Consider the following 15953-nt stretch of genomic DNA (forward strand, 5'->3'; position numbering starts at 1 on the left):
GGTCTGTCAAACAGACACGCTCTTCGTCTGTTTGACAGACCCGTCCAGGTGTGGCCCGCTCCTGGTGCGACTTGTGATGGGACCCCACCGCCAACGCAACCCAACTACGAAACAGGCAGCCGCCCTACGAAACAGGCGTGCCATCAACCTGCAGGCAGCGCTACCCCCTGATCAGATTGCCGGGGTCTGGGGCAGAGCCCCAGGGGAAGCACGCAACAGAAACCCGCCGCACGCAACCCCAACCACCTAAACAAACCGGCGCAGATCAGGACTCGACGACCTTCGACCCCTTGGCCTCAAAGAAGTCCCCACCCTTCCGCCGAACGTCGTCCGTCCCCCAGTCCCGGATCCGATCCACCGGCACCATCCGAGGGATGTGCTTCCGGCAGTGGATGTAGGCCTCCTCCACAGAAAACACCACCCACCGCTCAACCTTCCGATCCTCCCCAGCCAACCCAGCAAACTCCTCAAAAGCCGCAATCCGGGCACCCCCGTTAACGTGCAGCCCGATCAGATCCTCGGTGAAGTCCAGCATCAGCATCCCGACGTGCGGGTTCTCCATGATGTTCCCGAGCGAAGCCATGACCCCGTTCCCCCGGTACTCGGGATACACGAGGGTCCGGGAGTCCACGACGTGCAGGAACCCGGCCGGCCCGGCACGCAGCGAGGAATCACACTCCCCATCCGCGTCAGAGGTGGAGATGAACGCCATCTCCATCCGGGCGACGAACGAGACCATCAGCGGGTTGAGGTGATCCAGTACCTGGTCCGAGTAGAAGCGCGTAGCGCGATCGGTCGTCTCCAGGGCACATTGGAGGAAGTGCTCACCACGTGAGCCAGGCAAAGCGTCGTGCTCAACACGGTCGGGTGAGGTGGTTTCAGTGAGCTCTGGCAGGGACACGCGCCCAACCCAAGCACGCAAGCGCGCAACCCGGTACAGAAGGACCCTCACATTCACACTGTTGCGGTAACAACTAGTCACGTAGAGTTACCGTGCTTCGCTCGAAGGTGGCATCAAGGAGTCAAAGGGCCCGATCAGGGGTTACTGTCCACCCTGTCGGGGGACGGATGCTTGACGAGTAACGACAGCGCCCCAGCCGGCGCTACTCAGAAACACCCAATGAGAACGTGGAGACTGCGCGCGGACCATGACTGCGAACGCTGTGCTGAGCCCCATCCCTACCCCGCCACACCGAGAACCCCCACCTGGCGTCACCGCGATGGTGCGGATGATCCGGGAGAGCTTCGCTGTGGTGGAACCGCACGCCGAAGAAGTGGCGAAGTTCTTCTACGGCATGCTCTTCTCGCTCTCGCCTGCCACACGCGAGATGTTCCCCGCGAACATGGAGGTGCAGCGCAGCCGCCTGCTGCGCGCCCTCGTGCACGTCGTGCAGATGGTCGACCGCCCGGACGACCTCATCCCCTTCCTGCGTCAACTGGGGCGTGACCACCGCAAGTTCGGTGTCATCAACGTCCACTACGAGGCGGTCGGGACGGCGTTGCTGTCCGCGGTGAAGAAGTTCTCCGGCGCCGCCTGGACGCCCAAGGTCGAGATGGCGTGGGCCGAGGCCTACACCCTCATGGCCAGGGCCATGCAGGAGGCGGCCGACGCCGACAACGGGCCCGCCTACTGGCACGCGACGGTGCTGGAGCACCAGCGGGTGTCGTGGGACCTCGCGGTCGTGCGCCTGCAGCCGGACCACCCGGTGAGCTACAAGGCCGGTCAGTACGTCAGCGTGGAGACGCCGCAGCGCAAGCGCCTGTGGCGGTACTTCTCGCCGGCGAACGCACCGCGCGAGGACGGCGTCATCGAGTTCCACATCCGGTCCGTCGACGGCGGCTGGGTGTCCCGCTCGGTGGTCGGCCACACGCAGGCCGGTGACCAGTGGCGCATCGGACCGCCCATGGGACGTCTGTCGGTCGACCGCACGGCCGGCACGGACATCCTCATGGTCGCCGGTGGCACGGGTGTCGCGCCGATGCACGCGATCATCGACGAGATGTCGCAGTACGGCGAGAACCCGCGCGTGCACCTGTTCTACGGCGGCCGCACCCGCGAGGACCTGTACGACCTCGACAACCTGCAGCGCATCGCGACCACGAACCCGTGGCTCACGGTCGTGCCGGTGCTGGAGTCGGACCCCGGCGTCCGAGGTGTCGAGCAGGGCAGCCTCGCCGACGTGGTCACCCGCTACGGCGCGTGGGAGGACCGGGACGTCCTGGTCTGCGGCAGCCCGGCCATGATCAGGTCCACGGTGTCCCGCATGCTGGTCGCGGGCACTCCGCTCGACCGGATCAAGTACGACCCGTTCACGCTGGACTAAGCTCGGCACGTCGTAAGCGACTGGCGTGCCGAGGGTGGAACTGACCACCGGGAAGCGACGGCCGAGCGCACCGAACGCCTGGGTGCCCGGCACGGAGTGATGCCGTGCTGCGCGAAGCCGATCCCGAGATCGCCGCCCTGATCCAGGCCGAGGAACGTCGTCAGGCCAGCAAGCTGCGCATGATCGCGTCGGAGAACGACGTGTCGCAGGCCGTGCTTGAGGCAACAGGCTCGGTGCTGACGAACAAGTACTCCGAGGGCTACCCCGGCAAGCGGTACTACGAGGGCCAGCAGGTCATCGACCAGGTCGAACTGCTGGCACAGGAACGGGCGAAGGCGCTGTTCGGCGTCGCCCACGCGAACGTGCAGCCGTACTCGGGCTCACCCGCGAACCTCGCCGTGTACCTCGCGTTCCTCAACCCCGGCGACACCGTGATGGGCATGTCCCTGCCGATGGGCGGTCACCTCACGCACGGCTGGAGCGTCTCGGCCACGGGGAAGTGGTTCCGCAGCGTCCAGTACGAGGTCCGCAAGGAGACCGGCCGCGTCGACATGGACGAGGTCCGCACGCTGGCGCAGATCGAACGCCCGAAGGTGATCTTCTGCGGTGGCACGGCGATCCCGCGCACGATCGACTTCCCGGCGTTCGCCGAGATCGCGAACGAGGTCGGCGCGCTGCTCGTCGCCGACATCGCGCACATCGCCGGGCTGGTCGCGGGCGGTGCCCACCCGTCGCCGGTCGGGTACGCGCCGGTGATCACCACGACCACGCACAAGACGTTGCGCGGACCGCGGGGCGCCATGATCCTCACCGACGCCGAGCACGCGAAGGCGATCGACCGCGCGGTCTTCCCCGGCCTTCAGGGCGGGCCGCACAACCACACCACGGCCGCCATCGCCGTGGCGTTGAAGGAAGCGGCGAAGCCCGAGTTCCGCGAGTACGCGCAGATGATCGTGCGCAACGCCCAGGCGCTCGCGGAGGCGTTGCTGGAGCGCGGGTTCGACCTGGTCTCCGGCGGCACCGACAACCACCTGGTGCTGATCGACCTGACGTCCAAGCTGATCGCGGGCAAGCCGGCCGCACAGGCGCTGGACCGCGCGGGCATCGAGCTGAACTACAACGCGGTCCCGTTCGACACCCGCAAGCCGTTCGACCCGTCCGGCATCCGGCTCGGCACGCCGGGGATCACGACGCGCGGCCTGAAGCCCGAGCAGATGCCGTTGATCGCGGACTGGATGGACCGCGCGATCGCCGCCCACGACGACGAGCAGGCGCTCGACCGCATCGCCGCCGAGGTCGGGGAGCTACTCGCCTCGCTCTAGCTTCCCGACGGCCTCGCGGACCTCGCTGAACGTCCGGCGGGCGACTTCCCCGAAGTCCCCGCCGGTCGGCAGCCAGCGCTCGTAGCCGTGGTTGAAGGCCAGCACGCCGAGCTCGGCGGCCACCGCGGCCTCCAGCTCCGGCACCCCGCGCCGCTTCAGCGCGTCCGTCATCGCGATGGCGAACCCGACCATCTTCAACGCAGACCGCTCACGCAGTTCGTCGTTGCTCGCGATCACCTCCAGCCGCTGCGGCCCGTGCGAGCGCCGTTGCTCGGTGAACGTCACCGCGGTCGCCACCAGCGCCGCCTCGACCGCGTCCAGCGGCGACGCGTCCGGCCCGGCATCGGCGATCGCGCCGGTCATCAGCTCCGCCAGCACGTCCTGGCCGCCGAACAACACCTCGCGCTTGTCGCGGAAGTGCCGGAAGAACGTGCTCTTCGTCAGCCCGGCGCGCTCGGCGATCTGCGCGACCGCGGTGTTCTCGTACCCCTGCTCGCTGAACAGGTCGAGTGCGGCGCGCACCAACCGCTCCCGCGCGTCCGGCTCCCATCGACCCATGCCTCACATCCTAAGTGATGCGACACAGTCCCATCACTCTGCTACGGTTGATGAGACCAAGTCCCATCACTCTTCACTGAAGGACGAGCACATGAAGGTCTTCGTCACGGGCGCCAGCGGTCACGTCGGATCGGCCCTGGTTCCCGAACTGCTGGGCGCCGGCCACCAGGTCGTCGGCCTGGCGCGCTCGGACGCGTCCGCCGTCAAGCTCGAGGCCCAGGGGGTGACGGTCCAGCGCGGCGACCTGGACGACCTCGACGGCCTGCGCAAGGGCGCCGCCGAGGCGGACGCCGTGATCCACCTGGCGTTCAAGCACGAGGAGATGTACGCGGGCGACTACCAGGGAGCCTCCGAGGCCGACCTCGCCGTGGTGCGCGCGTTCCTCGACGAGCTCTCCGGCACCGGCAAGGCGCTCGTCGGCACCGCCGGCACGCTGGCGTACTCGGGCCTCGGCCGCACGGCCACCGAGGAGGAGCGGATCCCGAGCGAGGGCCCACGTGGCGCCGCCCGCAACGAGATCCTCGACGCGACCGGCGTCCGCGGCTCGGTCGTCGTGCTGCCACCGACCGTCCACAGTGAACTGGACGTCGCGGGCTTCATCCCGATCCTGGTGCGCACCGCCCGCGCCACAGGGGTTTCCGGCTACCCGGGCGACGGCGCGAACCGCTGGTCCGCGGGCCACACGCGGGACGCGGCCCGGCTCTACCGGCTGGCGGCGGAGAAGGCACCGGCGGGTTCGGTGCTGCACGCGGTCGCCGAGGAGGCGATCACGATGAAGGAGATCGCCGAGGTGATCGGGCGGAAGCTGGGTGTACCGGTCGAGAGCATCCCGGCCGAGCGCGCGCAGGAGCACTTCGGTCCGTTGGCGTTCATGGTGTCGCGGGACGCGCCGACGTCGGCCGAGCGCACGAAGGCGTTGCTGGGCTGGGAACCGAAGGAGCCCGGCCTGCTGGAGGACCTGGAGAGCGGGTTCTACTTCGACGAGCGCTGACCTTCGACCCGCTCGGCGCGCGGGCCCCGGCTTCCGGTCCTTCGCGCACCCCGTCCTGCCGACCTGACCGAGGTGGGTTCGCCGTGCTTCTCGATCGTCTGTCGCGCCGGCCGCCCCTCTCGCCGCCGCCCGCCCCCTTCCGCTTGCGGGAAGGGGATCATGGAATCCGGACGTCTACCAGACGGCGCCAGGCGCGGATCAGGACAAGCTTCACCCGTCCGAGTGGCCGATCCTTCCGGTTGCCGAGCATCTCGAGGTGCGGCGAAAGGCAGTTGGCGCAGCAGAAACCGGGCTGAAAGCACGATGCCGCGCACCGCGGTGGTCACACAACTCGACCAACTCGCGGGCGCGGCGTCGCGAAGACCTACGACGAGCGCTCGATCACTTGCGCGGCTTGGGTTTCCACACCACGAGCGCGGTCTCCTGCCGGATCGGCACGAGGTCGCGCCGGTAGGAGGCGTGCACGGCGGCGGCTGTGGAGTCGGCCGCCGCCAACGCCTGGGCGAGTTCCTGCTGGAGCTCGACCACGCGCGAGCGCAACGCGTCGACCTGGTTCTCCAGGTCGATGATCCGCTTGATGCCGGCGAGGTTGACGCCCTCGTCCTGCGAGAGGCGCTGGACCTCGCGCAGCAGCACGATGTCGCGCATGGAGTAGCGGCGGCCACCGCCGGAGGTGCGGCCAGGGGAGACCAGGCCCATCCGGTCGTAGGACCGGAGGGTCTGGGCGTGCAGGCCGGACAGCTGGGCTGCCACCGAGATCACGAAGAACGGCGTGTCCTCATCGGTCCCGGGAGGGAACGGAAAACCCACCGAACTCACCGCCCTTCAAGAAGTGCGTTCAGTTCGCTGCGGGGGTCGTGATCCCGCGTCACATCGGCGTACGCCTCCAGGGCCTTGCGGGCCTCGGACGACAGGTTGTTCGGCACCGCGACCTCCAGGGTGATCAGGAGATCGCCCGAAGTGCCGTCGCGCTTCGTGATCCCCTTGCCCCGCGCCCGCAGCACTCGCCCGGAGGCGGTGCCCGCCGGCACCTTCAAGGTCACCTTGCCGTCCAGCGTCGGCACGGTCAACGTCGTTCCGAGCGCGAGCTCGTCGAACGTCATCGACGCCTTGAGCGTCAGGTCGTTGCCCTGACGGCCGAAGACGCTGTGCGGGTTGACGTGCACGCGCACGAACAGGTCGCCGGACGGACCGCCGTTGCGGCCCGGTTCGCCCTGTCCCGCAAGGCGAATCCGCTGGCCGTCGTCGACACCCGACGGGATCCGCACGGTCAGCGTGCGGGTGCGGGTGCTGACGCCGTCGCCGCCGCACTCGGGGCACGGGTCGTCGATGATCCGGCCGGTGCCGCGGCAGTCGCGGCACGGCTCGCTGAACGCGAAGGCGCCCTGCGAGCGGGTGACCAGGCCGGAACCCGAGCAGGTCGCGCAGGTGTGCGGGGTGGTGCCCGGCTTGGCGCCGGACCCGTTGCAGGTCGTGCAGGCGGCGGGGGACGACAGGCGCAGCGGCACCGTCGCGCCCTTCACCGCCTCGGTGAAGTCGATGCGGACGTCGGTCTCGACGTCCTCGCCCCGACGCGGACGCGTGGCGGAACCGGGAGCCGTGCCACCTCCGCGCCGGTTGAACAGGCCGCCGAGCAGGTCGCCCAGGCCGCCGCCACCGGTGTTCTGCGCGGCACGGCCGAACAGGTCGTTGACGTCGAACCCGCCGGAGCCGAAGCCGCCGGAACCGGGGAAACCGCCACCGCCCGCGAACAGGCGGCGGGCCTCGTCGTACTGCTTGCGCTTGGCCGCGTCCGACAGCACGCCGTAGGCCTCGGAGACCGACTTGAACCGGGCTTCGGCCTTGGCGTCACCGGGGTTCGCGTCCGGGTGCAGCTCGCGCGCGAGCTTGCGGTACGACTTCTTGATCTCGTCGGCCGACGCGTCGGAGGAGACGCCCAGCTCGCGGTAGAAGTCCTTCTCGATCCAGTCCCTAGCACTCACCGGACGTCTCCTCCTCCCTACGCTTCTTCAGCCGGAGCCGGTGCGGCACCGGGCTCGTGATCGGTCACCGCGACCAGCGCGGGGCGAACCAGCTTCTCGCCGAAGGTGTAGCCGCGGCGGAGCACCGCGGTGACCGTCGGTCCGTCGACGTCCGGGGACGTGCTGTGCTGCACGGCCTCGTGCACCGACGGGTCGAACGCCTCGCCCTCGTGCGCGAACGGCTCGAGGCCGGTCTTCTGCAGCGTGGACACGAGCTTGTCCGCCACGGCCTTGAACGCACCGGTCAGGTCGCCGTGCGCGGCGGCCCGCTCGATGTCGTCCAGTACGGACAGCAGCTCGCCGGCAACGGACGCCTTCGCGTTGTTGATCACTGCCTCGCGGTCGCGTTCCACCCGCTTGCGGTAGTTCGCGTACTCGGCGGTGAGCCGCTGGAGGTCGGCGGTGCGCTCGTCGAGCTGGGTCTTCAGCTCGGCGGCCACCTCGTCCACGACCTCGGCGACCAAGGGCTCTTCCGGAGCAGCGCCTTCCTCGGGAGCCGCGTGGGCCGGCGGCCGGACCTCGCCCGTTTCGGGGTCGATCCGGCGCCGGTCGTTCACGACGACCTGAGGCTGCTCCTCTTCGGGGGCGGCGTGCCTCGGTTCGGTCACTTCTTCTCGTCCTCGTCCACGATCTCGGCGTCGACGACGTCATCGTCCTTCTTGGCGCCCGCACCGGCACCCGCACCCGCGGCACCCGGCGCGTCCGCACCAGGGGCCTCGGCGCCCTGGGCGCCCGGGGCGTTGGCGTAGATCGCCTGGCCGATGGCCTGGGACTCGGTGGCGAGCTTCTCCACCGCGGACTTGATGGCCGCGATGTCGGTGCCCTTGAGCGCCTCGTTCGCCTCGGCGATCGCGGCGTTGACCTTGTCCTTGATCTCGGCCGGGAGCTTGTCGTCGTTCTCCTTGACGACCTTCTCCGTCTGGTAGACGAGCGTCTCGGCCTGGTTGCGGACCTCGGCCTCCTCGCGGCGGCGCTTGTCCTCCTCCGCGTGGGCCTCGGCGTCCTTCACCATGCGGTCGATGTCGTCCTTCGGCAGCGCGGAGCCACCGGTGATCGTCATCGACTGCTCCTTGCCGGTGCCCAGGTCCTTCGCCGACACGTGGACGATGCCGTTCGCGTCGATGTCGAAGGTGACCTCGATCTGCGGCACGCCACGGGGGGCGGGCGGCAGGCCGGTCAGCTCGAACATGCCGAGCTTCTTGTTGTGCGCCGCGATCTCGCGCTCGCCCTGGAAGACCTGGATCTGCACGGACGGCTGGTTGTCGTCGGCCGTCGTGAAGGTCTCGGAACGCTTCGTCGGGATCGTGGTGTTGCGCTCGATCAGCTTGGTCATGATGCCGCCCTTGGTCTCGATGCCGAGGGACAGCGGGGTGACGTCGAGCAGCAGGACGTCCTTGACCTCGCCCTTGAGGACACCGGCCTGGAGAGCGGCGCCGACGGCGACGACCTCGTCCGGGTTCACGCCCTTGTTGGGCTCGCGGCCGCCGGTCAGCTCCTTGACGAGCTCCGCGACGGCGGGCATGCGGGTCGAGCCACCGACGAGCACGACGTGGTCGATGTCGCCGACGGAGACACCGGCGTCCTTGATCACGTTGTTGAACGGCGCGCGGGTGCGCTCGAGCAGGTCGTTGGTGATGCGCTGGAACTCGGCGCGCGACAGCGTCTCGTCGAGGAACAGCGGGTTCTTGTCCGCGTCGACCGTGATGTACGGCAGGTTGATGGACGCCTGCGACGAGCTGGAGAGCTCGATCTTGGCCTTCTCCGCAGCCTCGCGGATGCGCTGGAGGGCCATCTTGTCCTTGGTCAGGTCGATGCCGTTGGCCGACTTGAACCGCTCGACCAGCCAGTCGACGACGCGCTGGTCCCAGTCGTCGCCACCGAGGTGGTTGTCACCGGAGGTCGCCCGGACCTCGACCACGCCGTCGCCGAGCTCGAGCAGCGAGACGTCGAACGTGCCGCCACCGAGGTCGAAGACCAGGATGGTCTGCTCCTTCTCGCCCTTGTCGAGGCCGTACGCCAGAGCGGCGGAGGTCGGCTCGTTGACGATGCGGAGCACGTTGAGGCCCGCGATCTGGCCGGCCTCCTTGGTGGCCTGGCGCTGCGCGTCCTCGAAGTAGGCGGGGACGGTGATGACCGCGTCGGTGATCTCCTCACCGAGGTACGCCTCGGCGTCGCGCTTGAGCTTCATCAGCACGCGCGCGGAGATCTCCTGCGAGGTGTACTTCTTGCCGTCGACCTCGTCGGTCTGCCAGGTGGTGCCGACGTGGCGCTTGACCGACCGGATGGTGCGGTCGACGTTGGTCACGGCCTGGTTCTTCGCGGGCTGACCCACGAGGACCTCGCCGTTCTTGGCGAACGCGACGATGGACGGGGTCGTCCTCGAGCCCTCCGAGTTGGCGATGACCGTCGGCTCACCGCCCTCGAGAACAGCGACGACGGAGTTGGTCGTCCCCAAGTCGATGCCGACTGCACGCGCCATTGGAGTTCCTTCCGCTAGTACTTGTTGAGCGTTGGTGGCTCAAGTTTGCCATCCGCTCAAACCTGAGCCTACCCGACTCAAGCTTTCTGACTGGCCCAACGACCGAAGAACTCTGGTTGTTCCCTCAGAACGCGCCGAGGGCCACCCCTTGTGGAGTGGCCCTCGACACAGTCCCCCTGTTTCTAGATGCCGACCACGCGAACGTCCCCCGACGCGGTGATCAGCTGGAGCTCGTTCCGCGCGGCCGGATCGGTCGGCACGTTGATCCAGCGGTCGCCGCTGCCGGTCTCGCCGACGACCTTGAACGGACCGCCCGGAATCCGCACGTTGATGTCTCCCGACCCGGAGTTCGCCCGCAGCGAGCGGGTCGACAGGAACGTCAGCGAGACGTTGCCGGAGGACGCGTCGGCGGTGAGGTCGTTGTCGATCCCGGTGCCGACGATGTCGCCGGAGTGGGTGACGACCATCGCCTTGCCCTTGATCAGGTCGAGCACCACGTTCCCCGAGTCGACCTCCGCGGTCAGGGCGCCGTCGATCCGCGCGGCTTCGAGGTCACCCGAACCCGCCGCGACCCTGACGTCCCCCGCGATGTCCCTGACCTGGATCTTTCCCGACCCCGTCCGGTAGTCGACCGCGGCCAGGCCTTCGAAGACGGCGTCCCCCGACCCCGCGTTGCCCTGCACCTTGATCTTGTTGCTCGGGACGAGCACCTCGTAGTTGATCTCGCAGTTCCGGCCGCACCCGTCCAGCACCAGCGCGTCGCCCTCGACCCGGTGCGCGATGCCCGACGGCTTGTTGTCCTTCACGTGCTCGACCTTGCGGTGGATCTTCGTCTCGGCCAGCCCCTCCTGGTACCGGATCGTCACGTCCCCCGAGTCGTTGTCGTGGTCCCCACCACGGACTTTGACGATGCTGAAGCTCTCCGCGACCACGTGGTCGTCCTGGAACTCGTACTTCATGATGCGGATGCCACAGCCGGCCGACACCGTGAGCACCGCCCCCGCAACCAACGCCACCAGCGCCGTCCTCATCATGACCACAAAAGTAGAGGCGGCGGGGCGCAGCTACACGGCTGCAAGCCCCCGAAGGTGGGGTGGGGCTACCCCTACCGAGGGCTCAGACCAGGTCTTCGAGGACCGCGCGCAACGCCGGTGCCGTGCGGGCCGGGTCGTTCAGGAAGCGGGTGGACGCCAGCACGTGCGCGGGCGCGATGCGTTCCCACAGGAAGCCCTCGACCGGCACCTCGACGATGTGCAGCTCGACGCTCTGCGCCCACCGGCCGATGCGCGACTCGATGCCGCGCAGCACGTCTCCTATCGGCAACGCGGCAGGGCTCTGCACGCGGTGCAACTGCTCGATGCCGGGCTTCAACGCGAGGACGGCGGCCCGGCTGGCCGGGCGGGTCAGCAGCGCCGGAGCGTCCTCCGGAGTCGGGGACTCGGCGCCTCGGGTGCACGCGTCGAGCGCGTCGGCCCACCAGCCCGGCCACTCGGCGGTCACGGCCGCGCGGTCGGTGCCGATCGGCACCTGCACCGGCAGCGACGGCTCCAGGCCCGGCACGTGCGGCTCGACGTCGACCGACAACGCCAGCGAGTCGCGCACGTACAGCGCGGCGAGCAGCCCGAGGCTCACCCCGTGGCTGATGCCGGACACCTCTCGCGCGAACTTCATGGTTCCTATTCTTCCCGCGGGACGGCCGTGGAATCGTCGCGGCCGCGGATCAAGAAGGACACGATTGGCTCCAGCTCGTCCTCGTTCGGAGCAACGTCGGCGATCAGCCCCTGGATCAGCAGGCCGTCGATCGCCGCGAGGAACGCCCGGAACGCGATGGGGTCAGCCGGGCGCGCGAGTTCCACGGCCAGGTCGAGCCACCGGCGGGCGGCGGGCTTCAGCTCGGGGCGACGGCCCGCCAGCAGGTACAGCTCGTACTCGGCGAGCGTGCGGCCGCGGTTCGCGTTGACGGCCTGCGCGAGGCTCTGCGCGATCTCCCGGGCGGTGCCGCCGGACGCGACGATCTTGAGCATGTCGTCGCAGATCTCGTCCGCCGACCACAGCAGCGTGGCGATCAGCAGGTCGTCGAGCGTCGCGAAGTAGTAGGTGGGTGCCGTCGTGGGCACGCCGGCCTCACGGGCGACGCTGCGGTGCGTCACGCCCGCGACGCCCTCTCGTTCGATCACGCGCAGGGTGGCCTCGACGATGGCGCGGCGCTTCTTCTCGCCACGCGCCTTGCGTCCGTCCACCTTCTGCTCCACTGCCGCGGTCAGTGCGTCCTCCCGAGTTCGAGCGTCACCACTCCTCCGATGATCAGCGCCAGTCCGACGACCATCGTGGGGTTGAGGGTTTCGCCGAGGAACTTCCAACCGATGATCGCAACGGCGGCAACGCCGACTGCGGACCATACGGCGTAGGCGACGCCCACGGGCATACCCAACTTCAACGCGCGCGAAAGTGCGGTGAAGGCGATGGCGTACCCGACGACCACGATCACGGACGGCCACAGTCTGCTGAAGCCCTCGGACAGCTTCAACGACACGGTGGCGGCGATCTCCGCTGCGATCGCCGCAACGAGGAGCAGGTACAGCACGGCGACCTCCACGGCTGCTCAGGACAACTACCTGAACAAGTGTTCCATAAGTTTTTGATCAACTTCTGGATACTTGACCGGTACGTGAGGAGACACCGGCCACGTCCAAGTGGTTACTGAGCAGTAACCTGTCCTAGACTCCCGCCATGACCCTCCAGCTGGTTCTCGGGCTCGTCGCCGTGGCGGTGAGCGTCGTCGCCTGGGGCGTGTTCGTCGCCGCCGTGCTGAAGCAGATCAAGATCATCCGGCTCGGCCAGCCGGACGGGACCCGCTTCGGGCCGTTCGTGCCGCGCCTGAAGACGATGATCGTCGAGTTCGTCGCGCACACCCGGATGGCGAAGTTCCGTTCGGTCGCCCCGTGGCACTGGATGGTGATGTGGGGCTTCCTCATCGGGTCCGCGGTGCTGTTCGAGGCGTACGGCGAGGTGTTCGACCCGCACTTCCACTGGCCGATCATCGGCACGTGGTCGGTGTGGCTGCTGCTGATCGAACTGCTCGGCCTCGGCACCGTCGTCGGTGGTGTGGCCCTCGCGGTGATCCGCCAGCGCAACCACCCGCGCCGCGCCGACCGGGTCTCCCGGTTCCAGGGTTCGGACTTCAAGTCCGCGTACTTCGTCGAGGCCGTCGTCATCATCGAGGGCGTCGGCATCCTGCTGGTCAAGGCGTTCAAGCAGTCGGCGGGCCTGGAAGAGGCGCCGCTGTGGACGTCGTTCGTCACGCAGCCGCTGTCGCACGTGCTGCCGACCGCCGCGATCTGGGTCTCCGTGATGGCGTTGATCAAGCTGCTGAGCGGCATGATCTGGCTGATCGTGGTGGGCCGCAACCTCACGATGGGCGTTGCGTGGCACCGGTTCTCGGCGTTCTTCAACATCTACTTCAAGCGCGAGGACGACGGTGGCGTCGCGCTGGGCGCGCTGAAGCCGATGATGTCCGGCGGCAAGGTCCTGGACCTCGAGGAGGCCGACCCGGACAAGGACGTCTTCGGCGTCGGCAAGGTCGAGGACTTCAGCTGGAAGGGCTGGCTCGACTTCTCCACCTGCACCGAGTGCGGCCGCTGCCAGTCGCAGTGCCCCGCCTGGAACACCGGCAAGCCGTTGTCCCCCAAGCTGGTCATCACGCAGCTGCGCGACCACGCCTACGCCAAGGCGCCGTACCTGCTGGCCGGTGGCTCGAAGGACATGGCCGGTGACGAGGTCGGTCTCACCGAGGACAAGTACGAGGACTACAAGAAGCGCTTGGAGTCCATCGACGTCCTGGCGATGGCGGAGTCCGAGCGCCCGCTCGTCGGCGGCCCGGACGAGCTCGGCGTCATCGACCCCGAGGTGCTGTGGTCCTGCACGACCTGCGGCGCGTGCGTCGAGCAGTGCCCGGTGGACATCGAGCACGTCGACCACATCGTCGACATGCGCCGCTACCAGGTGCTGATCGAGTCGAACTTCCCGACCGAGCTCGGCGGCATGTTCAAGAACCTGGAGAACAAGGGCAACCCGTGGGGCCAGAACGCCAAGGACCGCCTGGCGTGGACCGACGGCCTGGAGTTCGAGGTGCCGGTCTTCGACGGCGACCTGGGCGACGCGGAGTACCTGTTCTGGGTCGGCTGCGCCGGCGCGTTCGAGGACCGCGCGAAGAAGACCACGCGCGCCGTCGCGGAGCTGCTGCACACCGCGGGCGTGAAGTACACGGTGCTCGGCCCGGAGGAGACCTGCACCGGTGACCCGGCCCGTCGTGCCGGCAACGAGTTCCTGTTCCAGATGCTCGCGCAGCAGAACGTCGAGGTGCTCAACTCGGTGTTCGAGGACCGGCCCGCCGGTCAGCGCAAGATCGTCGTCACGTGCGCGCACTGCTTCAACACGCTCGCCAACGAGTACCCCTCGGTCGGCGGCACGTACGAGGTCGTGCACCACACGCAGCTGCTGAACAAGCTGGTGCGCGAACGCCGCCTGGTGCCGGTCGCGCCGGTCACCGAGGACGTCACGTACCACGACCCGTGCTACCTGGGCCGCCACAACAAGGTCTACGAAGCACCGCGTGAGCTCATCGGGGCGTCGGGCGCGAAGCTGCGCGAGATGCCGCGGCACGAGGAGCGGTCCATGTGCTGCGGTGCCGGTGGCGCCCGCATGTGGATGGAGGAGCGGATCGGCAAGCGCATCAACCTCGACCGCGTGGACGAGGCGCTCGGCACCGCGCCGTCGAAGATCGCGACGGGCTGCCCGTTCTGCCGCGTGATGCTGACCGACGGTGTGACCGCGCGTCAGTCCGACGGCCAGGCCGGGGCGCACGTCGAGGTCGTGGACGTGGCGCAGATGCTGCTGGAGTCCGTGAAGCGGGGCCAGCCGGCACCCGCCGCGGAGGAGTCGACGGTCTGACCCGCGAACGACGAAACCGGCCCCGGTCCACTGTGGACCGGGGCCGGTTCTTTTGTCAGGAAGCGCTGATGGTGGCCTTCTTGACGTTGTTCATGGTGTTGGCGTCGGGCCGGCCGTTGGTGTCAGCGGTCACGACGATCTCGCCGCAGTCGATCGGCGCGTCCACCCTCGCCTTCACCGTGTAGGTGACCGACTCGCCGATGTACGTGTCCGCCTGGTAGACGCTCGACAGGTACGCCGTCTGCCCGTCGATGGAACCGGCGGGCGCGTTGTGCGACAACGGGGTCAGCCCCGCCGGCAACGTTGCCGTGCCGTACAACGGCGTGGCCGCGTTGCTCTTGTTCCGATAGGTGACCTTGACGTCGACCTCGTCACCGACCTTCGCGAAGCGAGGGGCGTCCACGCGAGTGGCCGCCACGTCGAACCGCCCCGGCACGAAGCCCGCGTCGAACGGACCGGCCTCGCCGCCCGCCGCGAGGGTGAACTGCTTGGTGCTGCGGGTGTTCTGGTCGAAGTCCGAGTCGCGGCCGCTCTTGGTGAACGTCGTCTCCCAGCTCTGGACGAACAGGGTCACCGTGTGGGTGCCGGCCGGGACGTTCTCGATCCGGTAGTTGCCGTTCTCGTCCGTCCTCCCGGTGATGTAGTCACCGGGGATCAGGAAGGAGTAGCCCACCATCGGCGGCTCGCCCGGCTGACGGACGCCGTCCCCGTTGCTGTCGATCCACGCCGACCCGAAGACGACGCCGGTCGTCGGCTCGTCGGCCATCGCCGGTGACACGACGAAGGCCGACGCCGCCAGCGCGAGCCCGAGAGCGGAAAGTCTTGCCACTGCACGCATTTCGAATCCCCCAGATGAATGTGAACTTCACCAGGGACACGCACCCCGCGTGCCGGGGGTTGCCTCAGTCTTGGTCGGTGACCTTGTCGTAGATCACGTTCAGCACCCAGCCGGTCAGGGCGACGATGATCGCGCCCCAGAACGCGGGCCAGAAGCCGTCGACGCGGAACGGCAGGTCGAACTGCTCCGCCAGCCATCCGGTGAGCATGAACAGCAGCGCGTTCACGACGAGTCCGATCAGGCCCAGCGTCAGCAGGTAGAAGAGGCAGCCGAAGAACTTCACGACCGGCTTCACGATCGCGTTGACCAGGCCGAAGATCACCGCGACGCCGATCAGCGTCAGGATCCTCGTCCCGGTCGAGCCCTCACCCAGGTCGATGCCGGGGAGGGCGGTCGACACCCAGACCGCCACGGCGGTCAGCAGCACTTGCACCAAGATGCCCATGCCGAAGCCTAACCGTGGCGGGTCC

The 15953-nt window shown here is 68.5% G+C and carries 16 protein-coding genes and 1 riboswitch; of the genes, 4 read left to right on the forward strand and 12 right to left on the reverse strand.

All coding sequences use genetic code 11. The features are described 5' to 3' along the window. Positions 1-265: 265 nt before the first annotated feature. Positions 266-901 (reverse strand): pyridoxamine 5'-phosphate oxidase family protein, encoded by a 636-nt coding sequence (locus ACFWNN_RS18645; protein ID WP_382441160.1) that lies wholly within the window; start codon positions 899-901, stop codon positions 266-268. Positions 902-1220: 319 nt separating this feature from the next. On the opposite strand from ACFWNN_RS18645, the gene ACFWNN_RS18650 reads away from it, so the two are divergent. Together ACFWNN_RS18650 and glyA are read left to right on the forward strand one after the other, a co-directional pair. Continuing rightward, positions 1221-2324: an FAD-binding oxidoreductase gene (locus ACFWNN_RS18650; protein ID WP_382441161.1), complete on the forward strand. Its 1104-nt coding sequence runs from the start codon at positions 1221-1223 to the stop codon at positions 2322-2324. A 6-nt stretch (positions 2325-2330) separates the two neighbouring features. Then, positions 2331-2415, forward strand: a riboswitch (ZMP/ZTP riboswitch). A gap of 13 nt (positions 2416-2428) precedes the next feature. Next, entirely contained in the window at positions 2429-3646 is a 1218-nt protein-coding gene (gene glyA, locus ACFWNN_RS18655; RefSeq protein ID WP_382441162.1) for a serine hydroxymethyltransferase, read from the forward strand. On the opposite strand, the gene ACFWNN_RS18660 is transcribed toward glyA, so the two are convergent. Next, positions 3629-4204, reverse strand: a complete 576-nt coding sequence (locus ACFWNN_RS18660) for a TetR/AcrR family transcriptional regulator (RefSeq protein WP_382441163.1) — start codon at positions 4202-4204, stop codon at positions 3629-3631. The two genes, glyA and ACFWNN_RS18660, sit on opposite strands and share 18 nt — an antisense overlap. A 91-nt stretch (positions 4205-4295) precedes the next feature. On the opposite strand from ACFWNN_RS18660, the gene ACFWNN_RS18665 reads away from it, so the two are divergent. Beyond that, positions 4296-5195 carry an SDR family oxidoreductase gene (locus ACFWNN_RS18665; protein ID WP_382441164.1) on the forward strand — a complete coding sequence of 300 codons (900 nt, stop codon included), beginning with the start codon at positions 4296-4298 and terminating at the stop codon, positions 5193-5195. A gap of 381 nt (positions 5196-5576) precedes the next feature. Here the strand turns inward: ACFWNN_RS18665 and ACFWNN_RS18670 are convergent, their stop codons facing one another. The 8 genes from ACFWNN_RS18670 to ACFWNN_RS18705 all read right to left on the reverse strand — a co-directional run bounded on the left by ACFWNN_RS18670 (position 5577) and on the right by ACFWNN_RS18705 (position 12279). Continuing rightward, on the reverse strand, positions 5577-6005 hold the full coding sequence (locus tag ACFWNN_RS18670) for a heat shock protein transcriptional repressor HspR (protein ID WP_285637061.1): 429 nt from the start codon (positions 6003-6005) through the stop codon (positions 5577-5579). A 5-nt stretch (positions 6006-6010) separates the two neighbouring features. Next, the gene (gene dnaJ / locus ACFWNN_RS18675) at positions 6011-7177 is read right to left on the reverse strand and encodes a molecular chaperone DnaJ (RefSeq protein ID WP_382441165.1); all 1167 of its coding nucleotides are present in this window, start codon (positions 7175-7177) and stop codon (positions 6011-6013) included. Between the two features lie 17 nt (positions 7178-7194). After that, positions 7195-7824: a nucleotide exchange factor GrpE gene (gene grpE / locus ACFWNN_RS18680; protein WP_382441166.1), complete on the reverse strand. Its 630-nt coding sequence runs from the start codon at positions 7822-7824 to the stop codon at positions 7195-7197. Then, positions 7821-9695, reverse strand: coding sequence for a molecular chaperone DnaK (gene dnaK, locus ACFWNN_RS18685; protein WP_382441167.1), 1875 nt, complete (start codon positions 9693-9695; stop codon positions 7821-7823). Before dnaK ends, grpE begins: the two co-directional genes overlap by 4 nt. 182 nt (positions 9696-9877) lie before the next feature. Next, positions 9878-10729: a DUF4097 domain-containing protein gene (locus ACFWNN_RS18690; protein ID WP_382441168.1), complete on the reverse strand. Its 852-nt coding sequence runs from the start codon at positions 10727-10729 to the stop codon at positions 9878-9880. 82 nt (positions 10730-10811) lie between these two features. Further along, the gene (locus tag ACFWNN_RS18695) at positions 10812-11366 is read right to left on the reverse strand and encodes a hypothetical protein (protein WP_382441169.1); all 555 of its coding nucleotides are present in this window, start codon (positions 11364-11366) and stop codon (positions 10812-10814) included. Between the two features lie 5 nt (positions 11367-11371). Next, positions 11372-11947, reverse strand: coding sequence for a TetR/AcrR family transcriptional regulator (locus tag ACFWNN_RS18700; protein ID WP_382441170.1), 576 nt, complete (start codon positions 11945-11947; stop codon positions 11372-11374). A gap of 8 nt (positions 11948-11955) precedes the next feature. Then, positions 11956-12279 (reverse strand): DMT family transporter, encoded by a 324-nt coding sequence (locus ACFWNN_RS18705; protein WP_382441171.1) that lies wholly within the window; start codon positions 12277-12279, stop codon positions 11956-11958. 146 nt (positions 12280-12425) lie between these two features. Here ACFWNN_RS18705 and ACFWNN_RS18710 point away from each other — a divergent pair, with 146 nt between their 5' ends. Further along, the gene (locus tag ACFWNN_RS18710) at positions 12426-14645 is read left to right on the forward strand and encodes a (Fe-S)-binding protein (RefSeq protein ID WP_382441172.1); all 2220 of its coding nucleotides are present in this window, start codon (positions 12426-12428) and stop codon (positions 14643-14645) included. 55 nt (positions 14646-14700) lie between these two features. On the opposite strand, the gene ACFWNN_RS18715 is transcribed toward ACFWNN_RS18710, so the two are convergent. Next, on the reverse strand, positions 14701-15483 hold the full coding sequence (locus ACFWNN_RS18715; protein WP_382441173.1) for an SdrD B-like domain-containing protein: 783 nt from the start codon (positions 15481-15483) through the stop codon (positions 14701-14703). Positions 15484-15547: 64 nt separating this feature from the next. Further along, positions 15548-15928 carry a phage holin family protein gene (locus ACFWNN_RS18720; protein WP_382441174.1) on the reverse strand — a complete coding sequence of 127 codons (381 nt, stop codon included), beginning with the start codon at positions 15926-15928 and terminating at the stop codon, positions 15548-15550. Positions 15929-15953: the final 25 nt, after the last annotated feature.

This window comes from Lentzea sp. NPDC058450, assembly GCF_042721395.1.
In the GTDB taxonomy this organism is placed as follows: Bacteria; Actinomycetota; Actinomycetes; order Mycobacteriales; family Pseudonocardiaceae; genus Lentzea.

Coding starts and splice junctions, on each gene's coding strand:
- ACFWNN_RS18665 (WP_382441164.1), top strand. CDS start 4,296: ATGAAGGTCTTCGTCACGGGCGCCAGCGGTCACGTCGGATCGGCCCTG.
- ACFWNN_RS18715 (WP_382441173.1), bottom strand. CDS start 15,483: ATGCGTGCAGTGGCAAGACTTTCCGCTCTCGGGCTCGCGCTGGCGGCG.
- ACFWNN_RS18695 (WP_382441169.1), bottom strand. CDS start 11,366: ATGAAGTTCGCGCGAGAGGTGTCCGGCATCAGCCACGGGGTGAGCCTC.
- ACFWNN_RS18690 (WP_382441168.1), bottom strand. CDS start 10,729: ATGATGAGGACGGCGCTGGTGGCGTTGGTTGCGGGGGCGGTGCTCACG.
- ACFWNN_RS18660 (WP_382441163.1), bottom strand. CDS start 4,204: ATGGGTCGATGGGAGCCGGACGCGCGGGAGCGGTTGGTGCGCGCCGCA.
- dnaK (WP_382441167.1), bottom strand. CDS start 9,695: ATGGCGCGTGCAGTCGGCATCGACTTGGGGACGACCAACTCCGTCGTC.
- ACFWNN_RS18720 (WP_382441174.1), bottom strand. CDS start 15,928: ATGGGCATCTTGGTGCAAGTGCTGCTGACCGCCGTGGCGGTCTGGGTG.
- ACFWNN_RS18650 (WP_382441161.1), top strand. CDS start 1,221: ATGGTGCGGATGATCCGGGAGAGCTTCGCTGTGGTGGAACCGCACGCC.
- ACFWNN_RS18710 (WP_382441172.1), top strand. CDS start 12,426: ATGACCCTCCAGCTGGTTCTCGGGCTCGTCGCCGTGGCGGTGAGCGTC.